This is a genomic window from Mesorhizobium sp. P171375, assembly GCF_057786075.1.
The window spans coordinates 1,642,314-1,658,198 of the sequence record NZ_JBYNWF010000001.1 but is presented as its reverse complement, the minus strand read 5'-3'; the positions used below and the strand labels follow the sequence as shown (position 1 = coordinate 1,658,198).

At 62.3% G+C, this 15,885-nt stretch carries 14 protein-coding genes and 1 other RNA gene; 6 read left to right on the top strand and 9 right to left on the bottom strand.

Annotated features, from left to right (window positions below; genetic code table 11):
* Positions 1–16 precede the first annotated feature (16 nt).
* The 7 genes from ACYHH6_RS08060 to ffs all read right to left on the bottom strand — a co-directional run bounded on the left by ACYHH6_RS08060 (position 17) and on the right by ffs (position 7,634).
* On the bottom strand, positions 17–1,654 hold the full coding sequence (locus ACYHH6_RS08060) for an ABC transporter substrate-binding protein (RefSeq protein ID WP_352587097.1): 1,638 nt from the start codon (positions 1,652–1,654) through the stop codon (positions 17–19).
* Between the two features lie 261 nt (positions 1,655–1,915).
* Positions 1,916–3,193 (bottom strand): lytic murein transglycosylase, encoded by a 1,278-nt coding sequence (locus ACYHH6_RS08055; RefSeq protein WP_352587397.1) that lies wholly within the window; start codon positions 3,191–3,193, stop codon positions 1,916–1,918.
* Between the two features lie 179 nt (positions 3,194–3,372).
* The gene (recR, locus tag ACYHH6_RS08050) at positions 3,373–3,978 is read right to left on the bottom strand and encodes a recombination mediator RecR (protein ID WP_192249870.1); all 606 of its coding nucleotides are present in this window, start codon (positions 3,976–3,978) and stop codon (positions 3,373–3,375) included.
* A 97-nt stretch (positions 3,979–4,075) separates the two neighbouring features.
* A complete protein-coding gene (locus ACYHH6_RS08045) occupies positions 4,076–5,044 on the bottom strand; it encodes a cell wall hydrolase (RefSeq protein WP_352587094.1) in 969 nt (322 codons plus the stop codon).
* Positions 5,045–5,260: 216 nt separating this feature from the next.
* A complete protein-coding gene (locus ACYHH6_RS08040; RefSeq protein ID WP_352587091.1) occupies positions 5,261–5,584 on the bottom strand; it encodes a YbaB/EbfC family nucleoid-associated protein in 324 nt (107 codons plus the stop codon).
* A gap of 30 nt (positions 5,585–5,614) precedes the next feature.
* Positions 5,615–7,432 (bottom strand): DNA polymerase III subunit gamma/tau, encoded by a 1,818-nt coding sequence (locus ACYHH6_RS08035; RefSeq protein WP_488500419.1) that lies wholly within the window; start codon positions 7,430–7,432, stop codon positions 5,615–5,617.
* Between the two features lie 105 nt (positions 7,433–7,537).
* Positions 7,538–7,634, bottom strand: an RNA gene (gene ffs, locus ACYHH6_RS08030) — signal recognition particle sRNA small type.
* 158 nt (positions 7,635–7,792) lie between these two features.
* Between ffs and ACYHH6_RS08025 the strand changes: the two genes are divergently transcribed.
* The 3 genes from ACYHH6_RS08025 to ACYHH6_RS08015 are packed head-to-tail and all read left to right on the top strand — an operon-like array spanning position 7,793 to position 9,518.
* Positions 7,793–8,212 carry an HIT domain-containing protein gene (locus tag ACYHH6_RS08025; RefSeq protein ID WP_112560693.1) on the top strand — a complete coding sequence of 140 codons (420 nt, stop codon included), beginning with the start codon at positions 7,793–7,795 and terminating at the stop codon, positions 8,210–8,212.
* 37 nt (positions 8,213–8,249) lie between these two features.
* Entirely contained in the window at positions 8,250–9,191 is a 942-nt protein-coding gene (nudC, locus tag ACYHH6_RS08020) for an NAD(+) diphosphatase (RefSeq protein WP_192249859.1), read from the top strand.
* Between the two features lie 21 nt (positions 9,192–9,212).
* Positions 9,213–9,518 carry a Dabb family protein gene (locus ACYHH6_RS08015; RefSeq protein WP_352587083.1) on the top strand — a complete coding sequence of 102 codons (306 nt, stop codon included), beginning with the start codon at positions 9,213–9,215 and terminating at the stop codon, positions 9,516–9,518.
* Here the strand turns inward: ACYHH6_RS08015 and ACYHH6_RS08010 are convergent.
* Positions 9,515–10,378, bottom strand: coding sequence for a prephenate dehydratase (locus tag ACYHH6_RS08010; RefSeq protein ID WP_352587080.1), 864 nt, complete (start codon positions 10,376–10,378; stop codon positions 9,515–9,517). The genes ACYHH6_RS08015 and ACYHH6_RS08010 overlap by 4 nt on opposite strands.
* A 27-nt stretch (positions 10,379–10,405) precedes the next feature.
* The gene (locus ACYHH6_RS08005; protein WP_352587077.1) at positions 10,406–11,131 is read right to left on the bottom strand and encodes a 3-deoxy-manno-octulosonate cytidylyltransferase; all 726 of its coding nucleotides are present in this window, start codon (positions 11,129–11,131) and stop codon (positions 10,406–10,408) included.
* Between the two features lie 191 nt (positions 11,132–11,322).
* Between ACYHH6_RS08005 and ACYHH6_RS08000 the strand changes: the two genes are divergently transcribed.
* The 3 genes from ACYHH6_RS08000 (at position 11,323) to ACYHH6_RS07990 (ending at position 15,880) form a co-directional block, all read left to right on the top strand.
* A complete protein-coding gene (locus tag ACYHH6_RS08000) occupies positions 11,323–11,982 on the top strand; it encodes a c-type cytochrome (protein WP_352587074.1) in 660 nt (219 codons plus the stop codon).
* A 152-nt stretch (positions 11,983–12,134) separates the two neighbouring features.
* On the top strand, positions 12,135–14,012 hold the full coding sequence (locus ACYHH6_RS07995) for an extracellular solute-binding protein (protein WP_352587071.1): 1,878 nt from the start codon (positions 12,135–12,137) through the stop codon (positions 14,010–14,012).
* Positions 14,012–15,880, top strand: a complete 1,869-nt coding sequence (locus ACYHH6_RS07990) for an extracellular solute-binding protein (protein ID WP_352587068.1) — start codon at positions 14,012–14,014, stop codon at positions 15,878–15,880. Before ACYHH6_RS07995 ends, ACYHH6_RS07990 begins: the two co-directional genes overlap by 1 nt.
* Positions 15,881–15,885: the final 5 nt, after the last annotated feature.

The following is a 15,885-nucleotide window of genomic DNA, read 5'->3' as shown; positions in this document are numbered from 1 at the left end:
GGCGCGTCCGCCGGCGCTATTCCTTGGAGACCGGACCGACGAAGTTGCTATCGAAGCTCGGGCCGAGCGCGAAGCCCTTGAGGTTCTTGCGCAGGCCAGCCACTTCGAGCTGCTGGTGAATGATCACGAACGGGCTGGTGTCGAGGATCTTCTGCTGCAGATCCTTGTACATGTCAGCGCGCTTGCCGGCATCCTTCTCGAGCAGAGCCGCTTCCGTTTCCTTGGTGAGTTCCGGAATATCCCAGGAGTTGCGCCAGGCGAGCGTGTGCGACTTGCCGGCATCCGAATTGTCGGGGTTCGACGCAAAGGTCTGGGCATTGGAGTTCGGATCGAAGTAATCCTGGCCCCAATTGCCGATATAGATGTCATGGTTGCGGGCGCGGTACTTGGTCAGCGTCTGCTTGCCGTCGCCGGGGATGATCTCCAGCTTGATGCCGGCCTGGCCCAGCGTCTGCTGGATCGATTCCGCCATACCTGTGGTCGGCTGTCCCGTGCGTACGTCCATGGTGACGCTGAAACCGTCCGGCAGGCCGGCCTTGGCCAGCAGTTCCTTGGCCTTGGCGACGTCGAGCTTGAAGGGATTGTCGTCGACGGCGCCGAGGTCACCCTTGGGCAGGAAGGACTGGTGGATTTCGCCGATGCCCTTGAGGATGGTCGTGCTCAGCGCATCGTAGTCGACCAGATATTTAAACGCCTGGCGTACCTCGGGCTTGGCGAGGTTCGGGTTCTTCTGGTTGAGGCTGATGTAATAGACCGTGCCCTTTGGCGCGCTGGTCGTGGTGATGTCGGCGTTCTTGCCGATGGCGTCGAGATCATTCGGCTCGAGGTTGCGGGCGACGTCGATGTCGCCGGCTTCGAGCGCCAGACGCTGGGCCGAGCTTTCCTTCATGTTGCGATAGATGACGCGGGCAAGCTTGGCCTTTTCGCCATAATAATTGTCGTTGCGCTCCAGAACAACCGCCTCGTTGGCGCGCCATTCGCGCAGCTTGAAGACGCCGGAGCCGGCATAGCCGGTCTTCAACCAGGCATTGCCGAAGTCATTGTCCCATTTGTAGTCGGCGCTCGGTGTGGCCGCAGCGACATGTTCCTTGACCAGCTTGGCGTCGACCACCGAAGCAACTGTTGCCGACAGGCAGTTCAAGACGAAGCTCGGCGCATAGGCCTTGTCGACGGTGAACTGAAAGGTGGTTTCGTCGACAGCCTTGGCCTTGTCGGTGACGTTGTCGCCACTGATGCCGAACTGGCCGATGATGAATGCCGGGCTCTTGTCCAGCTTGACGGCGCGCTCGAACGAATAGGCGACGTCGGCCGCGGTGATCGGGTTGCCGGAGGCGAATTCCAGGCCGGGCTTCAGCTTGAACGTATAGACCAGGCCATCGTCGGAGACGGTCCAGCTTTCGGCGAGATCGCCCTTGACCTTGGAGGTGTCGCTGAGATCGAGGCGGACCAGCAGGTCATAGGTGTTGCCGGTAACCTCGGCGGTCGACAGTTCGAACGCTTCGCCCGGATCCATGGAGATGATGTCGTCGATGGCGAAACCTTCGACCAGCGTGTCGGCGGGCGTCACGGCAAAGGCCGGCGCTACGAGCAAGGCCGACAACGCCGCGCCCGCGAGCAAGGCACGAGAGCGCAGAGCAAATTTTTCGAGCATCATGATGATTGTTCCCTGTTTTGTTGATTGTTGACCCCGAGTTCCCGGCTCAGGGCTGCAGCGTTCTTTTTCGCGGTCGTAGGACGGCCGTTCACCCCTTACCGTGTTGGTTTTTGTCCAGTTGGTCAACACCCTATCCGGCAGCCCTCCAACCGGCAACGGGCATTTTATGAGCCGGCATATTGGAGCGGAATGCGCGACGGTTGTCGAAGCATGGCCGGCCAATTGCAGCCTCCGACAGGGCAGAATCTGGTCTTCTCTGTGCTACTTGATCGCGGCGACCAATTCAGCGTCGGTGAAGCAGGTGGGGGCGCGGCCGTTCTTTTCCTGCCAACTGCCGATCGAGCGGCGGGTCTTGAAGCCGGGCAGGCCGTCGGCACTGCCGACATCATAGCCCTTGGCCTCTAGCGCCCGCTGCAAGGCGACGATGTCGGAACGATGCAGACCGCCGACCGGACCCCAGCTGCCGACGAAATTTGAGTCACCATCGGCGATGCGGTCGGCGCCATGGCCGATAAACAGGGCGTAGAGGTCGCTGGTGTTGTACTCTTTCAGGACGTAGAAATTCGGCGTGGCAATGAAGGCCGGGCCGCTGCGCCCGGCGGGCATCAAGAGAAAGCCTTCGGCCTTCAATTCGCTGGCTGGAAAGGCTTTGCCGCCGACACGGCTGATGCCCATCGCCGCCCAGGCTGAGATTTTCTTGCCCTGGTCCGGGCCTTCGAGCGAGCAGGAGACGCTCTCCGGCACCGTCACCTCGAAACCCCAGCCGCGGCCTTTCACCCAGCCGTAGTGGACGAGATAGTTGGCGATCGAGGCCAGCACATCAGGCGTCGAATTCCAGATGTCGGGGCGCCCGTCACCGTCGAAATCGACGGCATGCTTCAGGAACGAGGTCGGCATGAATTGCGGCTGGCCGAGCGCGCCGGCCCATGACGATTTCATGGCGCCGACCGGCGCCAGACCGCGCTCGACGATTTCGAGTGCGGCCAGCACTTCAGTGCGGAAGAAGTCTTTTTTGGTCGACATGAACGCCTTGGTGCCCAGCACCTCGAACGCGTCGTAAGGCATTTTCGCGGCGCCGAATCCGGTCTCGCGGCCCCAAATCGCCAACAGCACTTCACCCGGCACGCCGTAGCGCTTCTCGATGGCGGCCAGCGTCCTGGCGTTGGTCGCCTCGCGCGTACGGCCGCCAGCGGTGACGGCGCGCACCGTCTTTTCGGCGAAATAGGCGCCGGGCGAGCCGAACTCGGCCTGATGCTGTTTCTGCGGGGTCTTCGGCTTTTCGCCAGGCAGGACGAGGTCGGGCAGTTTGAGATTCGGCTTTACGCCGTCGAAGGCGGCGTCGAAAGTGGCTTTGGAAATGCCTTTGGTCTGGGCTTCGGGCCAGAGATCGGTCTGCAGCCAGACGCGGAACTGGTCGTCGATTTTTGCGGCTGAGGCGGGAGAGATGAGGAGGAGAGCGGCAAGGGCTGTGAGAAACGAAAGCAGAGCCAATCTAAAGGGTTTGCGTTCCTTCACACCCCCCTCTGTCCTGCCGGACATCTCCCCCGCAAGGGGGGAGATTGGCAGCTTCATTGGCGACGGTCTTCTTGCAGCGTGGGTGATTGGCGAAAGCTGCGATGACATCTGATCTCCCCCCTTGCGGGGGAGATGTCCGGCAGGACAGAGGGGGGTGGGCGGGAATGCTGTCATCTCAGAGGCCACTTTTCCCGCCAATTGCGTCAAAACGCCGTCCGCGATCGCAACGCGGCGGCCAGTGTACCCTCATCGAGATAATCCAGCTCGCCGCCAACCGGCACGCCATGCGCGAGCCTGGTCACCTTGACCTCGAAACCCGAGAGCTGGTCGGTCAGATAGTGCGCCGTCGTCTGGCCCTCGACCGTGGCGTTGACGGCGAGGATCACCTCCTTCACCTCGCCGCCGGCAACACGGTCGACCAGCGAGCGGATGTTGAGTTGTTCGGGGCCGATGCCGTCGAGCGGCGACAGCGTGCCGCCGAGCACGTGGTAGCGCACGTTCATCGCCGCTGCCCGCTCCAGCGCCCAGAGATCCGACACGTCCTCGACGACGATCAGCGTTGAGGCATCGCGGCGCGGATCGGTGCAGATCATGCAGGGATCTGCTGTGTCGACATTGCCGCAGGTCGTGCAGATGCGCACCTTGTCGGCCGCCTCGGCCATGGCTGCGGCGAGCGGCGACAAAAGCTGCTCCTTCTTCTTGATAAGGTGCAGTGCCGCGCGCCTGGCTGAACGCGGCCCGAGGCCGGGCACCTTGGCCAGGAGCTGGATCAGGCGTTCGATCTCGGGACCGGCGATTCGCTTGGACATCGCACTGATCTAGGATTTTTCGGCGCGCTTTGAAACATGCACCAAACGCATGGAGCCCACCATGCTGCCATGGCGGGCTCTGAAAAGGCTTCAGGCGTCAGTAGGCCGAGAGCGGCCGGGTCTGGTCGGCAATCATCGCGCCGATGGCGTCGGTGTTCTCGGGCGTCGACTGGAAGCCCATCGACGCTTCCTGCGTCGCCGAAGGTACCGAGGTGATGTAGCGGGCGTTCAGCGTGCCACCGAACCGCGAGGCATCGGGCTCGGCCATCGGCTCCTGCATCGCCACTTCCGTCTGCTTGGTGGCGACGCGGGCGCCCTTGGCGGGCGCCACAGCAGCGGTCACATAGGTCTGCTCGACCGGGGCCTGGCTAGCCTTGGCCGCGCGAACTGCCGCAGCCTGCTTGGCGGGGTCCGGACGGACGATCGTTTTCACCACCGGCTCGGCGTAAGCCACCTGCACCGGCGCTTCAGCCACGGGCGGGCGCGGCGTCACTGAAGCAACCATGGTCGTCGGTTCATCCGGCAGCGGCTGCCAGTTGCGGCCGCGCTTCTCGTAGAAGGCGTTGCCGCCGGCAACCATGGTGTAGTGCATGTTCTTGTAGGGGAACTTCAGGCCGGCTGTGTGGAAGTACATCGTGTTCTTCAGCTTGGCCTTGCGCTCGCCCTTGAGCACCGCCTCGGCGGCTTCCTCGACATCGGGCATCGCCTTGGAATTCATCGGCCGCGTCATCACGCCGGGCGCGAACTGGCCCGGTTCGCCCACCACCTGGCAAATGGTGCTGCCATGATTGCCGGAGCGCAGCCGGTTCATCACCACCGTGCCGACGGCGATCATGCCGTCGCGACTCGACCGGTTGGACTCGAAGAACATTGCCCGCTCAAGGCATTCCTTCTCCTTCGGCGTGTTGCGGTAGGCGCGCGTTGAGAGGAAGCTGGGGGTTATGGCGTCGGTCAGGCTGGCGACCGACATGCCGTGAGAAGACGTGGTCTGGCTGCAACCCGCCAGGAACAAAGGGGAGAAGATGATGCCGAGCAACAGCGGCGTCTTCCATCGCATCGCGATCAACAAAAGTGCCTCATTTTCCAGATGCCGCCCGTCCCAGGATGTGGCAAGAATGAGACTCTTAAAGGCAAAAAGATGGCTAAAGGATTAGCATTCGTGCAGCATAGGTAAAACTTTATAAATGCTCGGATATGTCCGCGTGAGCAAAGCCGGGGAAAGTCTTAACAATAGCCCCCGCAGCCGATTTCCGTTCATAATCAATTAACTGGTGAAGCCGGCTCAGAACGGCAATTTCATTCCGGGCGGGATCGGCAAGCCTGCCGTCAGCGCCTTGGTCTTCTCCTGCATGATCTGCTCGACCTTATTTTTGGCGTTATTGTGGGCGGACAGAAGCAGGTCTTCGAGGATCTCGACATCGTCCTCCTTGAACAGCGACGGATCGATCTTCAGCGACTTCATTTCGAACTTGCCGGTCAGCGTGACGCTGACCAGGCCGCCGCCGGCCTGCCCGCTCGCTTCAAGCGTGGCGATCTCGTCCTGCATGGCCTGGAACTTGGCCTGCATTTCCTTCGCCTTGCCCATCAGGCCGAGAAGATCTTTCATGGTCGGGTCCTTTGCGGATTTATGCTGTGGTCAGGTTTCATCGTCGTCGCCCGGTGGCTCGACCGGCACTTCGGCCTTGTCGGTGTCGAGGTCCGGCGCGTCTGGAATGCGCACGTCGATGATCTTGGCGCCGGGAAAGCGCGCCAGGATGGCGGCGACCGCCGGATCGCTTTTCGCATCGGAGAAAGCGGTCTCGCGCTTGGTCGATTCCATCTCGGCCAGCGTCTGACCGCCTTCTTCCTTCGACAGCGACACCAGCCAGTTGCGGCCGGTCCAGGCGCGCAGCTTGGCAGTCAACTCGTTGAGCAGCATTTTCGGCGCATCGTCGGTCAGGCTGACGTCGATGCGGCCGGGTTCGATGCGCACCAGTCGCACGCAGCGCTTGACCTGCACCTTGAAGGCCATGTCGCGCTGCTGGTCGGCAAGGGCGACGATGTCGGCCAACGACTTCACCGGCACCGGCGGCGTCTCAACGACCGGCTCCGGGGGCGCAACGAAGCTGGCCGGCAGCGGTTCGGGCTCGACCAGGCGCATCGTCTGCGCGCCGGTGCCGGGCGACGGCATCCGCGTCTGCGCCACGGCACTTGCGCCGCCGCCATTGCCTGGGCTCGTCGGCGCACCGTTCGGACGCGGTGTGCCACTCGAGACGGAAGCGCCGCTCTCCAGCGATTTCAGGGCCTCGTCCAGGGTTGGCAGGTCGGCGGCATGCGCCACCCGGATCAGCACCATTTCGCCAGCGCTGACTGGGCGGTTGGAAGACTGCACCTCTGGGATGCCTTTCAACAGCATCTGCCAGGTCCGCGACAACACCTTGACCGACAGCGTGCTGGCGAAGTCGGCGCCGCGCCGGCGCTCGTCCTCAGACAGGGAGGCATCGTCGGCGGCCGTCGGCACGAAGCGCAGCCGGGTGACGAGATGGTTGAATTCGGCCAGATCGGTGAGCACCGCGGCTGGGTCGGCGCCGGTGTCGTACTGGTTGCGGAATTCGGCGAGCGCAGCGGCGACATCGCCCTTCATCACATGTTCGAACAGGTCGACGATGCGGGCGCGGTCGGCCAGCCCCAACATGGCGCGCACCGCCTCGGCACTGACGGCGCCGCCGCCATGGGCGATCGCCTGGTCGAGGATGGACAGCGAATTGCGGGCCGAGCCTTCGGCGGCGCGCGCGATCATCGCCAGCGCGTCGTCGTCGACCGATATGCCTTCCTTGCCGGCAATGGACGACAGATGCGCGACCAGCGCGCCGGCGTCGATGCGCCTCAAATCGAAGCGCTGGCAGCGCGATAGGACGGTGATCGGCACCTTGCGGATTTCGGTGGTGGCGAAGATGAATTTGACGTGTGGCGGCGGCTCTTCCAGCGTCTTCAGCAGACCGTTGAAGGCCTGGGTGGAGAGCATGTGCACTTCGTCAATGATGTAGACCTTGTAGCGCGCCGACACCGGGGCGTAGCGCACGCGCTCGATGATATCCCTGATGTCGTCGATGCCGGTATGCGATGCCGCGTCCATCTCGATGACGTCGACATGGCGGCCTTCCATGATCGCCTGGCAATGCTCGCCCAGGACGGCGAGGTCGACCGATGGCTGGTCGATGGTTGATGTCTTGTAGTTGAGCGCCCGCGCCAGGATGCGCGCCGTCGTCGTCTTGCCGACGCCGCGCACGCCGGTCAGCATCCAGGCTTGGGCGATGCGGCCGGTGGAGAAAGCGTTGGTCAGGGTGCGGACCATCGGCTCCTGGCCGATCAGTTCGGAGAAATTCGACGGACGGTATTTGCGCGCCAGCACACGATAGGCGGCGGCCTTTTGCTTATCCAGGTTTTCTGGGCCCGAATTTCCGGCTTCGCTCATTCGCCCGTAAAGCTCCAAAAAGGCCGCGTCCGAGGTGGCCGATTCCTGCTAATAGTCTCGCCCGCGCTGCAATGCGTCGTCAATGTCGCGAGAGGGGCCGATGAGGTGGGAGGCTGGAACAATGACCCGTTCCGGGCTCGTTAGGGCTGCTTCCTTCCGGACCTGACCCGGTTGGCGAGTGGATCGTCCACCACCAACCTCCCGCGTTCCATATCGGCAATTGCGCGATGAAATGCAAGGGTGCATGAGAATCGGACGCCCTTGAGCTCCGCCCCTCAATGAATTGCTTGCAGCCCCCGTGCAGCCGCTCTAGCGTTCATGAGTTTGGGAAATAATGCGAGAAACGCAAGGGAAACGCCAATGCTGCCGGGCCTCAAGGCCGGATTCACGCTCGACTCCAGGCTGGAGGCGGACAGCGAGCAGTTGATGTGGCTCGGCCTGTGCGAACTCAGAGTGATGAACGACCGCCGCTGGCCATGGCTGGTCCTGGTACCGCAGCGGCCCGGCATCGAGGAAATCCACGACATGACGCCGCTCGACCAGGCGATGCTGACCTTCGAGACCAATATGGTGGCGCAGGCGCTGAAAAGAACCACTGGCTGCACCAAGATCAACACCGGCGCGCTCGGCAACATCGTGCGGCAACTGCATGTCCATGTCATCGCGCGGTCGGAAGGCGATCCGGGTTGGCCGGGTCCGGTATGGGGGCACGGCATGCGCGAACCCTATCAACGCTCCGAAATCCGCCGGTTTGCGCAACAGATAAAGGCGGCGCTATAAACTGCGCTCGTGTCCATCCCTGAACCTTCGAGCCTCCATGACCTTTCGCCTGTTTGACGCGCCCTTGCGCGAGCCGAGCCAGTTTGTCGGTTTTGCCGGCAACACGATCGACCGGCAATCCGAGACCCGCGCCGATGATTCCGTCGAAAAGGCGCTGGCCGACCCGACGGCACGGCTTTTGCCGATGCATGGTGGCCGGCTTTATCTGAAACTCAGCGACGGCAACTTCGACCCTTGGTTCGATGTCGCCGGCAGCGAGTTGTTGCAGCCGTCCTTCGCGCAAGGCGTGCTGCTCGGCTTTGCCGAGAGCAATCCGGTGCTTGCCGTGCCGGTCGGCCTCGATCCTGAACAGCTGCCGGAGACCATCAAGGCCATCGACTATCGCTCGGTCTACATGCAGGGGTTGATCGATGAAGCGGCGGCGGGCGCACTGGCGCAAGGGGCGGCGCTGCTTGCCTGGCATGCCAGCCATCGCTTCTGCAGCAAATGCGGCCATGAATCCGAAATGCGTGCCGGCGGCTACAAGCGACACTGCCCCAACTGCGGCACCGAGCATTTTCCGCGCACCGATCCGGTGGCGATCATGCTGACGGCGACACGGGAGAAATGCCTGCTCGGCCGTGGTCGGCATTTCGGGCCGGGAATGTATTCGGCGCTTGCCGGCTTCATCGAGCCGGGCGAGACGATCGAGGCGGCGGTGCGCCGGGAGACGCTGGAGGAAGCCGGCATCAGGCTCGGCCGCGTCGTCTACCACGCCAGCCAGCCCTGGCCGTTCCCCTATTCACTGATGATCGGCTGTTTCGGCGAACCGCTCAATGAGGACATCCAGGCCGACCTGAACGAGCTGGAGGACTGCCGCTGGTTTTTCCGCGACGAGGTCCGTTCTATGCTGGAGAGGACGCATAAGGACAATCTGGTGACGCCGCCGAAAGGCGCCATCGCGCATCATTTGATCCGCGCCTGGGTCGACAGCGAATAGTAGGGATAACGGGAGCAAGAAATGATCCGTCACACCGTGGTTTTCAGCCTGAAGCACCCGCAGTACTCGCTGGAGGAAAAACGGTTCCTCTCCGACGCCAAGCGCATTCTCAGCGCGATCAAGGGCGTTACCCATTTCGAGCCGCTGCGGCAGGTCAGTCCCAAGAACGACTATCACTTCGGCTTCTCGATGGAGTTCGCGGATCAGGCGGCCTACACCAGATACAATGAGCATCCCGACCACGTCGCCTTCGTGCGCGACCGCTGGGTGCCGGAAGTCGCGACCTTCATGGAAATCGACTACGTGCCGCTGGCACTTTTGGTCTAGTCCGCGACCTTCCACTGCTCGCGCGACTCGCTCGCGGGATAGACACCCAGGATGCGCACTTCACGCGAGAAGAAGCGCAGTTCGTCGAGCGCCAGCTTGACCAGCGGATCGTCGGGATGGCCCTCGATGTCGGCATAAAACAGCGTCGCCGTGAAAGCGCCCAGCTGGTAGCTCTCCAGCTTGGTCATGTTGATGCCGTTGGTGGCGAAGCCGCCCATCGCCTTGTAGAGCGCGGCCGGCACGTTGCGGACGCGGAAGATGAAGGTCGTCATCATTTTGGTGTCGGCCGAGGGCCGCTCGGCCCACTGCTTGTTCTTGGTCAGCACGACAAAACGGGTGACGTTCGAGTCGGTGTCCTCGACATTCTTCTCGATGATGTCGAGGCCATAGAGCTCCGCGGCAAGTGCGGGCGCGAGCGAGGCCATGGTGCGGTCCTTGACCTCGGAAACCAGCTTGGCCGAACCCGCCGTGTCGCCCGCGACCACCGGCTTCCAGCCGTTCTTGCGGATGTATTTGCGGCACTGCCCCAGCGCATGGATGTGGCTGTGGACGGTCTTGATCTCTTCGCGCTTGACGCCCGGCAGCACCATCAGCTGGAAATGGATCGGCAGGAAAAACTCGCCGACGATGTGCAGTTTCGATTCCGGCAACAGATGGTGGATGTCGGCGACGCGGCCGGCGATGGTGTTTTCGATCGGGATCATGGCAAGGTCGGCCTTGTTGGTCTCGACCGCGTTGAAGGCATCCTCGAAGGTCGGGCATGGCAACGGAACCATGTCAGGGAACATGTTGCGGCTGGCGGTGTCGGAATTGGCGCCCGGCTCGCCCTGGAAGGATATTCTGTTGGTCTTTTCAGGCATGCCGATATCTCAGGTTGAAAGGTGGTCTCAGGAAAGAATTTGTCTGGCGCGTTCGAGGTCTTCCGGCGTGTCGACGCCGAGCGGCAGCGATTGCACGATCTCGGCATCGATGCGCATGCCGGCCTCCAGCGCCCGCAGCTGCTCCAGCCGCTCGCGCCGTTCCAGGGGCGACGGTTTCAGCGCGACGAAGCGCTCGAGCGCTGCGCGGCGATAAGCGTAGAGGCCAACATGGTGATAGAGCGGCCCCTCGCCCCAGGGCGCGGTGGCGCGGGTGAAATAGAGCGCCTTGAGCCGCGTCGCCGACAGTGGCGAACCGACGATCTTGACGACGTTGGGATTGGTCTTTTCCTCGTCGCGGACAATCTCGACGCCGAGCGTGGCGATGTCGACCGCAGGGTCCTCGAAAGGCCCCAGCGCCGCCCCAATGATTTCGGGATCGATGGTCGGCAGGTCGCCCTGCACATTGACGATGGTTTCGACCTTGCGGCCGGGATCGAGCGCGGTCAGCGCCTCGAAAATGCGGTCGGAGCCGGATTCATGGTCGACCCGTGTCATCACCGCCTCGAAACCGTGCGCGCGCACCGCCTCGGCCACGCTTTGCGTGTCGGTTGCGACCACCACCCGGCCAAGCCCGGCCTCGGCGGCGCGGCGGGCGACATGCACGATCATCGGCGCGCCTTCTATATCGGCCAGCGGCTTGCCCGGCAGGCGCGTCGAGGCCATGCGGGCCGGGATCAGGATGAGCGTGGACATTGGGGTTGCTGGCGTTTGAAAAGACAATGGGAAAAGTGGCAAAAGGTCTCACTGGAAGCGCCCTTATAGGTGTTGCAACGCTGGAGCAAAAGACCTAGTTTCCGCCCGATTTGACCGGCTCGACGGGGCTGGTCACGATACCGACGGACGGAGTGGACGATCGGTCCGCCGGAAAAGGGAGCAAGGGGCGCATGGATTCCAACGAAGTCAACAAGCTGCTCGCCGGATTGCTCGGAACTTGTTTCGTCGTTTTCTCGGTCGGCCTGGTGTCTGACGCGCTGTTTGCTTCGCCGGCGCCGGAAAAGCCCGGCTACGCCATCGAGGCGACCGAGCCGGCCGAAGGTGGTGGCGCCGGACCTGCCGTAGAGGCCAAGCCGATCGCCGATCTTCTGGCCAGCGCCAATGTCGAGCAGGGCGCTGCCGTGTTCAAGAAATGCCAGGCCTGCCATTCCGGCGAAAAGGGCGGCCCGAACAAGGTCGGCCCGGACCTCTGGGACATCGTCGACCGCCCTGTCGCCGAGCATGAAGGCTTTGGCTATTCGGCCGGCATGAAGGACTTTTCCAAGGGCGGCGCCGAGAAGTGGACCTATGACAACCTCAACCACTTCATCACCTCGCCGAAGAAGTTCGTGAAGGGTACGGCGATGGGTTTTGCCGGCCTGCCGAAGGACGAGGACCGCGCCAACGTCATCGCCTATCTGCGCACGCTGTCGGACAGCCCGAAGCCGCTGCCGGCCCCAGGTGCCGCCGCCGACGCGACCGCGCCGGCCAAGCCCGCCGACGGTGCCGCTCCCGCGAAGCCAGCTGAAGGCGAAGCTCCGGCAGCTCCCGCACCGGCGCCTGCCAAATAACCAAATTGTCATCTCGATGATCTCAAAAAAGCCGGGTTCAGCCCGGCTTTTTCGTTAGGAAAATCGCATATGCGGCGACAAAGCCGGCGCATGGCGGTTTTCACCGGCGTCAAATCATCTAGGATCGCCAGGCATCGCAAAGAGGAGAACGCATGACGGTTGGCCGTACGCTTCTGAGGTCCTTTCTGGTTGTGGCCGCCCTCGCAGGCGGCCTGCAGGCGACCTTGGCGGACGAGTGGCGCACCACCTCCTCGCTGATCGGTCCCTCCAAATATGGCGAGAATTTCCAACGCTACGATTATGTGAACCCGGACGCGCCGAAGGGCGGAACCTACAATTCGGTCGTTTCCGGCACATTTGACAGCTTCAATCCCTACATCGTGCAGGGCTCGCCGGCGGCCGGCCTGCAGCCATTTGGCGGCGGCCTGCTCTACGACACGCTGATGGATCAGGCGACTGACGAAGGCAGCGTCAGCCACCCGCTCATCGCCGATGCCTACAAATACCCGACCGACTATTCCTCGGCCACCTACCGACTCGACCCACGCGCGAAATGGCATGACGGGCAGCCGATAACCACCGAGGACGTGATCTGGTCGTTCCAGGTGCTGAAGGCCAACAGCCCGATGTACAGCCGCTATTTCGAAAACGTCACCGACGCAGTCGCGGTCTCGGACCGTGAGGTCGAATTTCATTTCGACCAGAAGGGCAATCGCGAATTGCCCAAGATCCTCGGCGACCTCGTCGTGCTGCCCAAGCATTGGTGGGAAGGCACCGACGCCAACGGCAAGAAGCGCGACATCACCAAGGGGACGCTGGAGCCGCCGCTGGGCTCGGCTGCCTACAAGATCGCCAGTTTCAAAGCCGGCTCGGAGATCGTCTGGCAGCGCGTGCCCGATTATTGGGGCGCCAAGCTGGCGGTGAAAATCGGCCGCGAGAATTTCGACACCCAGCATTTCACCTACATTCTTGACGACAACGCCTCCTGGGAGGCGTTCAAGAAGGGGGGGCTTGACGACATCAAGCCGGAAAACAGCTCGAAGCGCTGGGCGACGTTTTACGATTTCGCGGCGATCAAGGCCGGCGACGTGATCAAGCAAGAATTCAAGACCACCTCGCCCGAGCCGATGCAGGCTTTCATGCTCAACCAGAGACATAAGCTGTTTGCCGATCGTCTGGTCAGGGCCGCGCTCACCTACCCCTTCGATTTCGAATCGATGAACCGCACGCTGTTCTTCGGTTTCAACAGCCGGACCCACAGCTATTTCCAAGGCACGGAACTGGCCTCGAGCGGCCTGCCGCAAGGCAAGGAACTGGAAATCCTGGAGAAGTACCGCGACAAGCTGCCGCCCGAACTGTTCACCCAGGAATTCAAGCTGCCGGTCTACGATTCGCCGCAGGCCGAGCGCAAGTATCTGAAGCAGGCGGTCGACCTGTTCGCCCAGGCCGGCTGGGTGATCAAGGGCGGCAAGATGGTCAACGCCAAGACCGGCGAGCCATTCAAGTTTGAAATCCTCGGCTCGGGTGAAACCGACCAGGTCATCTCCAGCCCCTGGATCGCCAATCTGCGCAAGATCGGCGTCGATGCGACATTGCGCATCGTCGACCCGAGCCAGTACACGAACCGCGTCAGAAATTTCGATTATGACGTGATCACAGGGCAGCTTCAGCAGTCGGAATCGCCCGGCAACGAGCAGCGCGATTTCTGGAGTTCGAAAGCAGCCGACACACCGGGATCGCGCAACTATTCCGGCATCAAGAACCCGGTCGTCGATGACCTTGTCGACCGCATCATTTTTGCCACGGACCGCGATGACCTCGTCGCCACCACGCATGCGCTCGATCGCGTGTTGCTGTGGAATTACTATGTCGTGCCGCAATACTACCGCGCCGTGGTATGGCTCGCTTACTGGAACAAGTTCGGCATCCCGGAAAAGCAGCCCGGCTACCGTGGCGCCGACATCGATTCCTGGTGGATCGATGCGGACAAGGAAAAGGCGCTGGCCGCCAAGTACAAGGGCAGCAATTGATGGCGGTGCTTCCTCGCCGCGACTTTCTGGCCCTCGGTGGCGCCGCGGCCGCTGCTGCGCTGCTTCCGGGCAAGGCTTTCGCCGCCAGCCCGACCGGCGTGAAGCTGCACGGACTATCGGCTTTCGGTGACCTCAAGTACAAACCGGACTTCACCCACTTCGACTATGTCAATGTCGATGCGCCGCAAGGTGGCACCTTCAATTTCCTGCCACGCACCTGGGGCTGGAACCAGACGCCGCTGACCTTCAACACGCTGAATTGTTTCGTGCCCAAGGGCGATTCGCCGCAGCGCATGGAGATGTGCTTCGACGCGCTGATGGTGAGGGCATATGACGAGCCTGACGCCGTCTACGGGCTGATCGCCGACGGGGTGACGATCTCCGACGACCGGAACGGTTTCACCTTCTCGCTGCGCCCGCAAGCCCGTTTCCATGACGGCACGCCGCTTACCGCTGAAGACGCCGCCTTCACCTTCAAGCTACTCAAGGACAAGGGCCATCCGGACTTTTCGCTGACACTGACGCATCTGGATGACGCGATCGCCGTGGATACCCACACGCTGCAGCTCAAATTCTCCGGCAAGCAGACAAGCCGCACCATCCTCAACGTCGTCGCGTTCCCGATCCTGTCAAAGGCTTTCTATACTGCCAACCCGTTCGATTCCTCGCAGATGAACCCGCCGCTGGGGTCAGGCGCCTACAAGGTCGGCCGCTGGTCGGCGGGGGCGTGGATCGAATATGAGCGCGTGGCTGACTATTGGGGCAACGACCTGCCGGTCAATCGCGGCCAGAACAATTTCGGTCGCATCCGCGTCGAGTTCTATCAGGATCGCAACGCTTCCTTCGAGGCGTTCAAGAAGGGAGAAATCCTCTACAAGGAGGAAGCCGTCTCCCGCATTTGGGCGACTGGCTACGACTTCCCCGCTTTCATTGCCGGCAAGGTGGTGAAGCACGAATTCCCGGCTGAAACCATGCCGTCCATGCAGGCCACTGCCGTTAACCAGCGGCGCGAGCAGTTCCGCGATTCGCGCGTGCGCCAGGCGATCGGCCTCTGCTTCGACTTCGAATGGACACGGCGCAATTTCTTTTACGGCTCCTATGAGCGCTCGCAATCCTGCTTCGAGCAATCCGATTTTCGTGCCGAAGGCTTGCCGTCGCCGCAAGAGGTGGCTCTTCTCGAACCGCTGCGAGATCAGATCCCCGCTGAGGCTTTTGGCGAAGCCGTGATCCAAGACGTATCGAACGGCTCCGGCCGTGACCGCCGATTGCTTGGCAAGGCGGCCAAGCTTTTAACCGAGGCCGGCTGGAAACGCTCCGGCGATTTCGTCGTGAACGACAAGGGCGGGCGGCTATCGGCAGAGTTCCTGGTCGACGACCAGGTTTTCGAACAGGTCTACTCTCCCTGGATCGAAAACATGAAGGCGGTCGGCATCGATGCCTCGATCCGGCTGGTCGATGCGGCGCAGTATCAGCTGCGACAGAATTCGTTCGATTACGACCTCATTTCGGCTGCCTTCATTTTCGGCGCCACGCCAACCCGTGACGATCTGGAACTGTTTTTTCATTCGCGAGCCGCCACCCTGTCGGGAACACGCAATCTGCCGGGAACATCGAGCCCGGCCATCGACGCCCTGGTCGACGCCGCTGGCGCTGCCGAGGATCGCGAAAGCCTGACAATTGCCATGCGCGCGCTCGACCGGGTCTTGCGTGCACGACGCGATTGGATTCCAAGTTGGTTCCTGGCGAATCACCGAAGCGCCTATTGGGACATGTTTGGTTTTCCCGAGCGGAAACCCGATTTCGGCTTTCCGGTCGAAGCGCTCTGGTGGGTCGACAAGGGCAAGGCGGCAAAAATTGGCAAAGCCTGACATGA